General features: G+C 47.7%; 8 protein-coding genes. All 8 read left to right on the top strand.

Annotated features, from left to right (window positions below):
- Positions 1 to 574: 574 nt before the first annotated feature.
- Positions 575 to 706 carry a hypothetical protein gene (locus ACQ5ES_RS05170; protein WP_445014868.1) on the top strand — a complete coding sequence of 44 codons (132 nt, stop codon included), beginning with the start codon at positions 575 to 577 and terminating at the stop codon, positions 704 to 706.
- The gene (locus ACQ5ES_RS05165; RefSeq protein WP_445014867.1) at positions 663 to 3,512 is read left to right on the top strand and encodes a TonB-dependent receptor domain-containing protein; all 2,850 of its coding nucleotides are present in this window, start codon (positions 663 to 665) and stop codon (positions 3,510 to 3,512) included. Before ACQ5ES_RS05170 ends, ACQ5ES_RS05165 begins: the two co-directional genes overlap by 44 nt.
- A 101-nt stretch (positions 3,513 to 3,613) precedes the next feature.
- Positions 3,614 to 5,578 carry a S9 family peptidase gene (locus ACQ5ES_RS05160; protein ID WP_445014866.1) on the top strand — a complete coding sequence of 655 codons (1,965 nt, stop codon included), beginning with the start codon at positions 3,614 to 3,616 and terminating at the stop codon, positions 5,576 to 5,578.
- 143 nt (positions 5,579 to 5,721) lie between these two features.
- Positions 5,722 to 5,988, top strand: a complete 267-nt coding sequence (locus ACQ5ES_RS05155; RefSeq protein WP_445014865.1) for a DUF4212 domain-containing protein — start codon at positions 5,722 to 5,724, stop codon at positions 5,986 to 5,988.
- A gap of 12 nt (positions 5,989 to 6,000) precedes the next feature.
- Entirely contained in the window at positions 6,001 to 7,716 is a 1,716-nt protein-coding gene (locus ACQ5ES_RS05150) for a sodium:solute symporter family protein (RefSeq protein ID WP_445014864.1), read from the top strand.
- Positions 7,717 to 7,794: 78 nt separating this feature from the next.
- Complete coding sequence (locus tag ACQ5ES_RS05145) at positions 7,795 to 9,708, top strand: DUF294 nucleotidyltransferase-like domain-containing protein (protein WP_445014863.1); 1,914 nt, start codon at positions 7,795 to 7,797, stop codon at positions 9,706 to 9,708.
- Between the two features lie 5 nt (positions 9,709 to 9,713).
- Positions 9,714 to 10,364, top strand: coding sequence for a 3'-5' exonuclease (locus tag ACQ5ES_RS05140; protein ID WP_445014862.1), 651 nt, complete (start codon positions 9,714 to 9,716; stop codon positions 10,362 to 10,364).
- Between the two features lie 302 nt (positions 10,365 to 10,666).
- Entirely contained in the window at positions 10,667 to 13,345 is a 2,679-nt protein-coding gene (locus ACQ5ES_RS05135) for a TonB-dependent receptor plug domain-containing protein (RefSeq protein WP_445014861.1), read from the top strand.
- Positions 13,346 to 13,349: the final 4 nt, after the last annotated feature.

Here is a 13,349-nt window from a genome sequence, read left to right as displayed (position 1 = left end):
CAATCAGCAGTAAAGTCATGGTGGTCCGAGTGGGTCTCGTTGGTAAGCGAAAACAGTAGCTTGGTCAGGGCTTGCTGGTCAAGTTCGACGTTGGTCTAGTGGAAGTTATACAACTACCGTTTAGCAAGCTAATTTTGGCATGTTTTAGCTTGCTAATTTGGGCAACATTTGGTAACACGCAAAAAAAGGTGAGTTACCGGATCCTTCTCTCGCTATTGCTGTATAGACAATAAGCGTCCTAACTATATGAAATATAACATTTGTTATATTTGGTTTTGTTAATCTATTAAAACAGCGCTAGAACATGAATTTAAGTATGTAACAAAATGTTGACAGACACCTGTGTAGAATGATCAGAAAAAGTTGCACATAACTCGTACATTTAATGTGTGTACAACTTGCTTTAAAACTATTGTAAAAGATGCAGAACTGTGGTTGACTGAGCGCCGGAAGTAAGCTGCAGCCTAGTAGCATCTTCCGTAAATCCATAATCTACGGTTATAACAATAGAATTTTAAACAAAATTCTATTGAAACCTAACTTACAATAATAATTAATTATCAGGGAGACTCACATGGCTAAGCAGTCATATTTGTCGAGTTCAATCCGTTCTATAATGATGGCAGGTTTTGGTACTGCGTTTTTAGCTGGCGCTCCAGCTTTTGCGCAAGATCAACAATCTGAGGACGACCAGCAAAGCTGCTAATGAAAAAGAAGTTGTTGAAAAGATTCAAGTCACGGGTTCACGTATTCGTACTGATGGTCTTGATAACCCAACTCCAATTGAAATTATTACCACTGAGCTTGCTGAAGATCAGGGTCTGAATACGCTTGGTGAATTATTACGTACATCAACTGTCGCGTCAGGTTCTGACCAGTTGATTTCTGCTTACTCGGTTGGTTATGTAACCAACGGCGGTAGCGGTGCAGAATCGATTTCAATGCGTGGTTTGGGTGCAAGCCGTACACTCGTTCTATTGAACGGTCGTCGTGCAGGACCTGCAGGTACTCGCGGTACGGTTAATGCGTTTGATATGAACGCATTACCAATCAGCATTATCGAACGCGTTGAAATCCTTAAAGATGGTGCATCATCTCTTTACGGCTCTGATGCGGTCGCTGGTGTCATCAACATCATCACTAAAAAAGGTGCTGGCGGCGAAGTTAACGTGTCTGGCTTAGCTCCTTTTGAAGGTGGCGGTGAAACTTATCGTATTAACGCTACTTATGGTGAAGCGTTTGACCGTGGTTCATGGCGTGTAGTTGCTGACCACAACGTCAATACTGGTCTGAAACGTGCTGACCGTGAGTACTTCGACTGTTCAGAGCGTTACTTGTTTACTAACACTGTAACCGGTGAGCGTGCTGATCCAATCGATCCACGTACGGGTGAGTATCACTGTAGCGAATCAGGTTTTGGTCTATGGCACTGGAGTCCTGCCGGTACTGGCCGGGTGCAATATAACTACGGCGATTATGATGTACCACACGTAACTGAAACTAATCCGGGCATCACAGCTGCTCCAGATGGCTGGTACTGGGCGGGTTATGATCGTGAGTCTGATGGCTTGTTAGATGGCGGCGGTCATCCGTTCCGTTTGGACCAAACGATGATTCCTGAAACTACGGTTTCATCTGTATTCTTACAAGGCGACTACGACCTAACTGACACTATGTCAGCTTATGGTGAATTGTTGCACAGCCGTCGTAATACTGAGTCGCAAAGCGCACGTCAGTTCTGGACTGCAGATTTGGGTGGTTATGTACCTGTTAGTTCTCTAGACGGCTTTGAGGGTACTAGCTGGGTCATGCCTGTTCACTACACCAACCACTACGGTAACGAAACGACTATCGATTACACCCGTGCGGTTGTTGGTTTAGAAGGTTCAATCGGTTTCTGGAACTGGGATGCTTCTTACCAGCGTTCACACAACAGTGGTACTTACGAACAGGATATTATCCTTCGTGATTCTATGTTGATGGCGCAGGACTTGTTGTTTAATGGCACGAGCTGTGACGGCCGTGTAACAGAGTTCTCCGGTCGCGACTGTCATGCATATGACTGGTTCGATCCACAAAACATCTACGGTAACCCAAACCAAGCGGCTCGTGATTTCCTGTTTGGTCGTGACGAGGGTAACACCACGTATAAACAAGATACCTTTGATGCGTACATCACTGGTGACTTGATGGATTTACCAGCAGGTCCGTTAGGGACTGCGGCTGGTGTCTACTGGCAACGTGATGAAATCAACGATGTCCCTGGTGAAAACACCCGTAACGGTAACTCGTGGGGCTTGTCGTCAGCTGGTATCACTGCGGGCGAAGCAACAACTAAAGCTGTTTATGCTGAGTTTCAGGTTCCGGTGGTACGTGATTTACCATTTGTTGAAAGCTTAGACGTAACCGCTTCTGGTCGTTGGACTGATGTCGATGCCTACGGCGACGACACTACCTTCAAAATCAGTGCGAACTGGACAATCGGTTCAGGCTTCCGGGTACGTGCTTCACGCGGTACTTCATTCCGTGCTCCGGCATTGTTCGAATTGTACTTAGAAGGTCAAACTGGCTTCTTAGGTCAAACTGCTGACCCATGTTTGAACTATGTCGAGTCGACTAATCCACGGATCCGTGAGAACTGTGCGGCTGCAGGTATTCCTGAAACCTACACATCAACTGCTGGTAGCAGTAGTGGTTCAATGACTACCGTTACTGGTGGTGGTGCTGGCGTATTGGAAGCTGAGACTTCAGTTTCTGAAGGTATTGGCTTAGTCTACTCGAGCCCAGAAGGTACTTTCGCAGCTTCTGTTGACTACTATGACGTAGTGATCAGCAACCAGATCTCGAGTGTTTCTGGTGGCGCGGTATTGTCTCAGTGTTACACCTCTGAAGATTTCGCTAACGAACCGTTCTGTAATCAGATCGACCGTCGCGATGGCTCTCAAGATGGTGACTGGGCAATATTGGAAGTTCGTGGTGGTTATTTGAACACTGCAATGCAAACGGTTCGTGGTCTTGATTTTGTAGTAACTTACCAAGACTCGTTTGATTTTGGTGACTTACGCATTAAGTTAGACCATACCCATCAAATCGAGCGGTCATTCCAGCAGTTCGCAACAGACACTCCTGTGGATTCATTAGGTTGGAACGGTAATCCGAAGTCTGTCGGTACGGTTAATACTACCTTGACTCGCGATGACTGGAGCTACAACTGGAACATGGCTTACTATGATCGCACAGAAAACTACTCTTACTACGGTGTTAACGAAACAACCTACCGCGGCGAGACAGTAAAATTCTATGCGCATATTCCAACGTATGTGGTTCATTCACTTTCAGCGAGCACCACGTTCAGAGATGATATTGACGTGACTTTCGGTATTGGTAATGTGTTTGACAAGCAACCACCAAAAGTGAGCTTCGGCGCACGTGTTGGTAACGTGCCGTTGTTTGCGTCACAGCTTGACTACTTAGGCCGTCGTGCGTTCTTTAACGTTTCATACAGCTTCTAAGCTTTAGAATCGGTATGTAAATATGAACGACCAAAGCCCCACCTTCGTGGGGCTTTTTTATTGAATAACAATAAGTTACGACTATATAAAATGAGGGCTTTATGAAGTATTCAATTTTATTAGGACTGGTCGCTTTAGCCATTCCAGCATTGAGCTTCAGCTCTACAGCGGACACGGAGCTGTTGGAAAGCTATGCCAGGCACTCGCAATATCTTGATGTGAAAATATCGCCTGAAGGCGACTACTTAGCGGCCACGTCAAGAACAACAGACGGAACCGTGCAGCTCACTGTAATTGATATTGGCGCGAGCAAAATTATTTCCGTTACTCAAGGCAGAGGTAATGAATCAGTGGGGTCGTTTCAGTGGGCGAACAATGAGCGCTTGGTGATGACCATGGCACGTGAGGTCGGTTCATTAGACCAGCCAGTGCCCACTGGTGAACTTTTTGCAATGGACGCTGATGGTTCGAAGCAGGTGATTCTTACTGGACCACGCTCAGACAGTGGTGAATATGTATTTGCGCAAGTCGTCGACTACCTGCCGGAACAACCTGATGCGGTGATGATTTACCAGCGCTCGTTCACTTCGGCTGAGCCATACCTTGACTTGTACACGATGAAAATCACTTCAGGGCGGAAACGCTCAGAAGGACGAATTCCGTTAAAAGCTTACCGCAGTACCAACGTGCAGGTGATTCTTGACGATAAGGGTGTCTCGCGCATGGTGCTCGGAGTTGCTCCTGAAGAGGGTAATAAAACCGTAATTCTTGGCCGTGACGGTGCCAACCAGGAATGGTATGAGGTGATGAGTTACCACGAGGAAGAGGGGGGATTTGTACCCTTGATGATGTTGCCAGGTACTGATCAAGTTCTTGGTTTAAGCGATAGCACGTCGGATACTCGTGCATTGAGCGTGCTCGATATCAGTAGCAAAGAAGAAACCATTTTGGCTGAACATCCTGATACCGATTTAATGCCTATTATGAGCGTTAAAAATGGTCGTGCGAATGAGGTCATCGGCGCAGCATTTGAGCATCAGGGTATCGATGCGTTTTTCTTCAGTGATGTAGCAGATGCAGACTATTCAAAACTGGTGCAGAGTTTAATCGCGACATTCCCCGGTAAGTCGGTGTCGATCAATTCATCGACGCGGGATAATGGTATTTTGACTGTGCGGGTTGATTCAGTTAACTCACCGACTAAATTCTATATGTTTGACCGCGATAAAGGTAAATTGGCATTGATTGCCGCGGCCAAACCTTGGTTAGAAAATCACGACATTCCAACTACCAAGACTATCGTTTATAAGAGTCGTGATGGACTCGATATTTACGCCTTGTTGACCTTGCCGAAAGGTGGCGATGTTAGCGATTTGCCGTTGATTTTATTACCGCACGGCGGGCCACATGGTATACGTGACACGATGACGCGCATGGACAGCGACGCTAAGGTATTCGCGGAACACGGTTATGCGGTAGTGCAGCCGAACTTCCGTGGTTCTGGTGGTTATGGTCGTGAGTTTTTAGAACTTGGCTATAAAAACTGGGGTACCACCATGATCAACGACATGACCGACGGCGTGCAACACCTGATTAAAGAAGGTATTGCCGATGAAGATCGTGTTTGCGTTTATGGGGCTTCCTATGGTGGCTATGCGGCGGTACAAAGTGGTGTGCGCGAGCCCGATCTGTATCAATGTATTGTCGGTTTTGTTGGCGTGTACAACTTAAACCTGATGTACGAACAGGGCGATATTCAGGAGGCGCGTGCGGGCCGTAATTACCTTGATCAAGTACTGCCTTCTGCTGAAGAAGGCCGCGAAGCGCAATCACCGGTCAACAATGTTGACAAGCTCAAGGCACCCGTATTCATCATTCAAGGTGGTGCCGATGTTCGCGTGCCAGAAGCGCATGCATTTGGCTTGCGTGATGCTTTGAAGGAGCGCAATCATCCGTATGAGTGGATGTACAAAGAAGCAGAGGGGCATGGTTTTTATAAACCTGAAAATAACGTCGAGCGCTGGCAAAAGATGCTTGCATTTTTTGATCAGTATATCGGCGAGTAAATTGTTGCTTTAACCATTAAAAACACTGCTTCGGCGGTGTTTTTTAGGTGATTCGACCAATGTCGTATTTCTCCTTCGGCACAGTGCGACTAGATTGCTAGGTGAACAACGTAAAATAACAATAGAACAACCTGGAGGGCGTTATGGCTTTTAAAAGCGAAGAACTCGCTAAAGCCTACTGGCGCGAGAATATTGGACTGGTACTTAAGCTGTTAGCGGTCTGGTTTATCGTGTCGTTTGGTTTTGGAATTATTTTGGTGGACTGGCTTAATCAGATCACCTTTTTTGGCTTTAAGTTGGGTTTTTGGTTTGCTCAGCAAGGGTCAATTATCACTTTCGTCATTCTGATTTTTATTTACATAAAACGAATGACGGCGCTCGATAACAAATACGAAGTTCACGAAGACTAAAGAGGCCGAAACATGGATATTCAAACGCTTACGTTTATTATCGTCGGCCTTACCTTCGCACTTTATATCGCAATTGCGATTTGGTCACGGGCCGGTTCGACGAACGATTTTTATGTTGCCAGTGGTGGTGTGCATCCAGTAATGAATGGGATGGCAACCGCGGCAGATTGGATGTCAGCAGCATCCTTTATTTCGATGGCGGGGATTATTTCTTTCGCCGGTTATGATGGTAGCGTGTACCTGATGGGTTGGACCGGTGGTTATGTGCTGCTTGCGCTGTGCCTGGCACCGTACCTACGTAAGTTTGGTAAGTTCACCGTGCCAGATTTCATTGGTGACCGTTACTACTCGCAAACCGCACGAACTATTGCTGTGATCTGTGCAATTTTGATTAGTTTCACCTACATTGCTGGTCAGATGCGCGGGGTTGGCGTGGTGTTCTCGCGTTTCTTAGAAGTTGAAATCGCCACTGGCGTCTTTATTGGTGCAGTGATTGTATTCTTCTACACCGTACTCGGTGGCATGAAAGGTATTACCTATACCCAGGTTGCCCAGTACTGCGTCTTGGCATTTGCTTACCTGGTCCCGGCGATTTTCATTTCGATTTACATGACCGGTCATTTCCTGCCACAAACTGGCTTCGGCGCAACAATTGCCGAAGGTGTTGTGGGTGAGGGGAATTATTTGCTCGCACGACTCGATGGACTTTCCGAGGAGTTAGGCTTAGCAGCATATACTTCTGGCGTGAAGTCGAAAATTGACGTGTTTGCCATCACCGCCGCGTTAATGGTGGGGACTGCAGGTTTACCGCACGTTATCGTGCGTTTCTTCACTGTACCGAAAGTTCGTGATGCACGCCGTTCAGCGGGTTGGGCGTTAGTGTTTATCTCAGTGGTCTATTTGACCGCGCCATCAATTGCTGCCTTTGCCAAAGTTAACTTGATAAATACCGTAAACGGTCCTGATTTGACCGGTGTCGAGTATGATCAGGCACCGTCGTGGATCAAGAACTGGGAGCAAACCGGCTTGATCTCATGGGAAGACAAGAACGGTGATGGCGAGATGTTCTACTCAGGTGACGAGCGTAACGAGATGAACGTTGACCGTGACATTATGGTTTTGGCTAATCCCGAAATTGCTGACCTACCTGCGTGGGTAGTGGCATTAGTTGCCGCCGGTGGTGTTGCCGCAGCGTTATCAACCTCGGCGGGTCTACTGTTGGTGATCTCCACCTCGGTGTCACATGACTTGTTGAAACGAACGCTGGCACCGAATATTACCGATCGGCAAGAGTTGATGTGGGCGAGGGTAGCAGCCGGTCTGGCGATTGCGCTGTCGACCTGGTTCGGTATTAATCCGCCCGGTTTCGTAGCGCAGGTGGTGGCGTTTGCCTTCGGCTTAGCGGCGGCAAGCTTCTTCCCTGCGATCATCCTGGGTATTTTCTATAAGCGTATGAATAGTACAGGTGCTATTGCTGGCATGGTGATTGGTGTTCTATTCACTTTGACGTATATCATTTACTTCAAGTTCGTGAACCCAGCAGCAAATAACGCAGATAACTGGTTATTTGGTATCTCTCCAGAAGGTATAGGAACCTTGGGCATGCTGATTAACTTTGTTGTATCGTATGTGGTACACAAGTTAACGGGCGATGCGCCGCAAGCGACACAAGACTTGGTTGAGTCGATTCGGTATCCGAAAGGTGCCGGTCAGGCGACCAGTCATTGAGTTATCAGCCCGGCTTCGCGCCGGGCTTTTTTTAATAAGGTAAAGCAACAGCGAACATCGCCGTTAAAGGTTTTAACTATGCAGCCGGATTTTGCTGAACTGAATCGTTTCTTGCTCGACTGTCCGCCGTTCGATCAGCTTGATGCTGAGCAGCGGCAGTGGATAGCTGGGCAAATTAAAGCCGCTTATATCAATGAACACAATGTGGATGAGTTCTTCAAGAGCTACAGCCCGGCATTGTACATTGTGCGTTCAGGCGGTTTTGATTTGCTTGCGCCCGACGGTCATTTCATTGAACGACTGGAGTCACACGACCTGTTCGGCTTTCCTTCGTTACTCAGTGGCCGCGACGTAGTGAATCAACTTGAGGTGATTGAAGATGGCATTATTTTTATTGTTGCTGCTGCCGACTTCGACCACCTTCGCCGGAATTCCCGCGCATTCGAACATTACTTTATTCGCGCACACGAACAACGGCTCTTAACTGAGACCAGTTTCAGCCAGCCCAACCGCAGCTCCGCAACTTATCCAGAAGGGGCAGCCCCTGCTTATCCACAGGGGGCTGCCCCTGCTGGATATGTGGATTCGTTGCAACGGCCGGTGGGTGAGGTGGTGCAGCGTGAGGCGGTGTGTTTAAGCAGTACGGCGACGATTAAGGAGGCGGCTCAGGCGATGCGGGAGGAGAAAATTTCCTCGATCATGGTGGTCGATGACGGACGTCTGAATGGCATTCTAACCGACCGCGATCTACGCAATCGGGTGGTGGCGCAGGGGCTTAGCTATGACATTCATATCAATGCGGTAATGACTCAGGCGCCGGCGACCATCGGCGTAAAGCAGAGTCTGTTGGATGCGCTGGCCTTAATGACGCAGGAGAACATTCATCACATTCCGGTAGTGGGCGAGGATGGCGAACCTATCGGTATGTTGACCAATACGGATCTGATGCGGCAGCAAAAAAGTGAACCAGTGATGCTGATCAGTGCCCTGAACAAGGCCTCTGATCCCGCGGCTTTGATTGCCGAGGCCGCACATATTCCAGATTACATGCACAGCTTTGCCGCACGCGTGAATGATGCTGGCGCGGTGGGACGGTTGTTGGCGAGCCTCACCGATACCATGACGCGGAAATTGATTGATTTCTATGAACAGGAGCACGGTGTTGCACCAGCCTCCTATGTTTGGCTGGCGTTTGGTTCGCAAGGTCGGCAGGACCAAACGTTAAGCTCCGATCAAGATAATGGCTTATTGTTAGGCAATGATTTGAATGAAAAGCAGTTAGCTTGGTTTGCCGGACTTGGTGAGTTTGTTTGCCAGGGACTAGCCGATTGCGGCGTTCCGAAATGCCCGGGCACTATCATGGCTTCAAATGCAGATTGCAGGCGCACGCGCGCGGGGTGGTTGGAACGGTTCGAAAGCTGGACCCGGAGCCCGACACCGAAGGCGTTGATGTATTGTCAGATTTTTTTTGATAGTCGCAATGTGTGCGGCAACAAGCGTCTTTATCAGGTCTACCGCGACGACGTGGCCAAGTTGGGTCGTTCCGAGTTCTTCCTGGGTAATCTGGCACGTTTACAAAGTAGTGTGCAGGTACCCCTGGGTTTGTTTAACCGTTTTCGTGGTACCGAATCGGGGAAAGACAGTGATTGGGTTGATATCAAGCGTTATGGAATAGCACTTATTAACGATATCGTGCGGCTTTACAGTTTACACGAGGGGTTAACGGAGCCACGCACACTAACCCGACTGCAATTGTTGGAACACTCCAAACTGCTAAGTGAGAAAGATAATCAATCACTTGCCGAAGCTTGGCAATTCCTCACTCAGTTGCGATTACAGCACCAATTGGCGGTTTGGGGTACCGAACAACCGAAGAATGCGCTGGACCCAAATGCCCTTAGCACCCTGACGCGACGCCAGCTGAAGTCAGCTTTTCGGATTGTGAAAGACTGCCAGCAAGGCATTGGTCTGAAATTCGGGCGCATTGGTTAAAGGCCATGAGTACGTTTATGGACAGCTGGATAGCAAGTTTGCAGCGTTACTGGCAGCGTCACCGCAGTTTGCAAAGAAGTTGGCGGCAACACCGTTATGTCGCACTTGATCTAGAAACCAGTGGCCTTGATCCTAAGTCAGATCAGGTACTGGCGATGGGCTGGGTAGTGATTGAACCGCCGATTATCGATTACCAACAAGCGCAGTATTTTGTTACCCAGGCACAACCTGATTTAAAGCAATCGCCTGTTGTTCACGGCTTGGTTAGCCGCGATTTCGTCGATGCTACGCCGCCCCGGCAAGCTTTGGAGCAGTTGGCTTCGGTGCTAAATGGGGCGGTTTTGGTCTGTCATCATGTGCAGTTTGACTGGCAGTTTTTGGAACGGCTGGCCAAACAACATCAGCTTAAACTTCAGCCGTTGGCCACATTCGATACCCTAACCTTCGAAGCATCACGGTTGCGGCAGCAACAACATCATATTGCCCGTGGCAGTTTAACCTTGCCCGCTTGCCGGAAACGTTTTGGTTTACCTGGGTATGACGCCCATCATGCTTATAGTGATGCCGTAGCGTGTGGTGAGCTATTTCTCGCGCAGGCTTATCAATATGCAGGTAGCAGCGAGGCATCGTTGCAGGAGCTATCAGGTAAGGCCTAGTTTTTCTGCGAGTGACGTCAGGGCCTCGCGATGCAGAACCCAATCTCTTGTAGTAAAAATGTTAACTTATTTTAGAGGTAGTAAACAGAATTATACATTTGGGCGCGAGGAAAACACCACAAATACCTATTTTTAGCAGATTCTATGTTGCCGAATGGGTTTTTTTTGATTAGTATCGGATATGACAAGTTAGAGAACGTGAAGTTCGTCACGTTTTTTTTCGCGTCTATAACTTGCAATTGGTTAATCTAATTGCCTGTTCAAACTAGTCATCACTATTAAAAGTGATCCAGGGAGAAGATATGTATACTAATAACAAATTAGCTAAGTCTATCCGCTTAGCTCTAATGTTTGGTGGCGCCTCACTTGCGATGTCAGGTGCAGCTATGGCGCAAGACCAACAAGAAGAAGAAGAGCAAGCAGAAGAAGCGCAAGAGCGCATTACAATTACCGGTTCACGCATTCAGCGTACCGATATGGAAGGTGCAGTTCCGGTTACCGTAATTGACCGTGAAGCGATTGACCTTTCAGGTGATATTTCTGTTGCTGATATCATTCGTAACACAACGTTTAACTCAACCGGTTCATTCCGTCCGCAATCTGGTAGCTCTGCACAGGGTGTTTCTCAGGTTGACTTACGTGGTCTAGGTGCCTCGCGTTCACTCGTGCTTGTCGACGGCCGTCGTTTAACTATGTCTCCGTCAACCGGTTCAAGCCAAGATTTGAACTCTATCCCACTAGGTGCTGTAGAGCGTATCGAGATCTTGTCTGACGGTGCATCTGCAATCTACGGTTCAGACGCAATCGGTGGTGTAATTAACGTTATCACTCGTAAAGACTACAACGGTGCGCAAATCACTTTGGGTAAAGGCGAAGTGTCTGTTCCACGTGAAGGCGGTGACCGTGAGAACGGTAGCATTTTGATCGGTTCATCTGATGGCACAACCTCTTTGTTAGGTGGTGTATCTTGGAACAAACGTGAAATCGTATACGAAAATGCTTACCCATGGGTTGATAGAGGTTCTTCTATCTTTGGTGCGAACTACTACCCTCTTGACGAATTCTTTAACTTCCAAGGTATCCCAGGAGCTTGTGGCGCTGAGAACTTCTTCAAAGATGGCAATTTGTGTCGTTATAACTTCAACGCGACCAACGCGAACGAAGCATCTTCAGCGAACGAATCTTTGTTCTTGAAGGGTGAGCATCAAATTAATGCGGACTGGAAATTCTACGCGAACGCTAGCATCGCAGAAACCGAATCATTTGGTCGTTATGCTCCAGCACCGGATTCGAACTTCTACTATGGCGGTTCTCTAGATACCCCAGCTGATAGCTACAACAACCCAACTAACCCTGATGCATGGTTCTATGATCCAAACAACCCTAAAGCGGTTGCATTTGATCCAGCCTATGTAGGCGCAAATCGCCCAGTACACTTGTGGCACCGTTTCGCAGCAATGGGTAACCGTGATACTACTGTAACCAACAAAAACAAAGATTTGTTACTTGGTTTCGAAGGTAACATCGGTGACGTGGTTGTTGACTTCGGTTACCGCCGTGTACGTAACAACACCACTGAAATTGGTGACGGCTACCTTTCAGCAAACACTGCTTGGGGTAACATCAACGACTTCAACCCAGGTTACTGTTCAGATGGTAGCTTCGATCCTGCAAACTGCCGTTTTGGTTACGATATCCAAAGCCCAACTCAAAACCCTGACGATGTATTGGCAGCTGGTGTTGTAACTACCTCACGTATCTCTGACTTCGACATCGATGAGTACTATGCGAATACGTCGTTCGATATCGCTTCAACTGACGCAGGTATGGTTCAAGGTTTCATCGGTTTCGAACACCGTTCAGAAATTTACAATGACAAATATGACTCACAATCAGAAGCTGGCTTAGTAGGTGGTTCTGCTGGTAACTCAGCTGGTGGTGGTCGTACTGTGAACGCGGCATTCTTCGAAGTATTGGTTCCTGTAACTTATGACTTCGAATTGAACTTTGCAGGCCGTTATGACCGTTATTCAGACTTCGGCGGTAACTTCGCTCCTAAAGTGAGCTTCCGCTGGTCATTGAGTGACGATATCGTATGGCGTGGTTCATATGGTGAAGGTTTCCGTGCACCGTCACTGGATATCTTGACTCAGAAAACTTCGTTTTCTGCTGACTCTGTAAATGACCCGCAAACATGTGCGGTACTTGCTGGTGACCCAGACGACCAATGTCAAATCAGTGCGTTCTACATTGCTAACCCTGACTTGGGTGCTGAAACATCTAAGCAGTTTTCAACTGGTTTAGCGATGAACGTTACAGAAGGCATCAGCTTCGCTGTCGATTATTACAACATCGAAATCGAAGATCGTATCCGTGCGTTTGGTTCACAAACCTTGATCGACCGCAGCTTGGCGGGTGACCCAATTCCAGCTGGTTTGGGTGTAACTCGTAACCAAGACGGTGTTATCACGCGCATCGATGCAGGTTTTGGTAACGAAGGTACACTTGAGACCAGCGGTTTGGACTTTAACATTCGCGCGAACTGGGACTTCGGTGACATGGGCGCATTGACCAACAACTTCCAGTTAAGTCATATGCTTGACTTCGCGGTAGATGGTGGCCGTAATGTTGTTCGTGACCCAGGTGTTCCTCGTCAACGTGGTGTATTGTCGAATACTTACACGCTGAACGACCTGACAGTTGCTTATAACATCAACATGATCGGTAAACAGTACACTAGCGTGACCGCTGATCCTGATGGTGCTGATGGCGTATCACGTACCGGTTCTGTTGGTACATGGGTAACGCATGACATCCAAGTGTCTTACGATACTCAGTGGGACAACAAGGTGACTGTAGGTGTTCAAAACGCGTTTGAAAAACTACCTGAACTGATTTCGTTCGGTGGTCGCGACTACAACTACGGCCTATACAATGGCTGGGGTCGCATATTCTACGTACGTTTCCAACAAAACTTCTAATCTG

The organism is Pseudidiomarina xizangensis, assembly GCF_052541995.1.
Note: the sequence above shows the minus strand (reverse complement) of the source record. Positions and strands in the feature narration are given on the sequence as shown.

Excerpts from the sequence above, each read along its gene's own strand:
- ACQ5ES_RS05145 (WP_445014863.1), top strand. The coding sequence starts at position 7,795 with ATGCAGCCGGATTTTGCTGAACTGAATCGTTTCTTGCTCGACTGTCCG.
- ACQ5ES_RS05160 (WP_445014866.1), top strand. The coding sequence starts at position 3,614 with ATGAAGTATTCAATTTTATTAGGACTGGTCGCTTTAGCCATTCCAGCA.
- ACQ5ES_RS05155 (WP_445014865.1), top strand. The coding sequence starts at position 5,722 with ATGGCTTTTAAAAGCGAAGAACTCGCTAAAGCCTACTGGCGCGAGAAT.
- ACQ5ES_RS05135 (WP_445014861.1), top strand. The coding sequence starts at position 10,667 with ATGTATACTAATAACAAATTAGCTAAGTCTATCCGCTTAGCTCTAATG.
- ACQ5ES_RS05170 (WP_445014868.1), top strand. The coding sequence starts at position 575 with ATGGCTAAGCAGTCATATTTGTCGAGTTCAATCCGTTCTATAATGATG.
- ACQ5ES_RS05150 (WP_445014864.1), top strand. The coding sequence starts at position 6,001 with ATGGATATTCAAACGCTTACGTTTATTATCGTCGGCCTTACCTTCGCA.
- ACQ5ES_RS05140 (WP_445014862.1), top strand. The coding sequence starts at position 9,714 with ATGAGTACGTTTATGGACAGCTGGATAGCAAGTTTGCAGCGTTACTGG.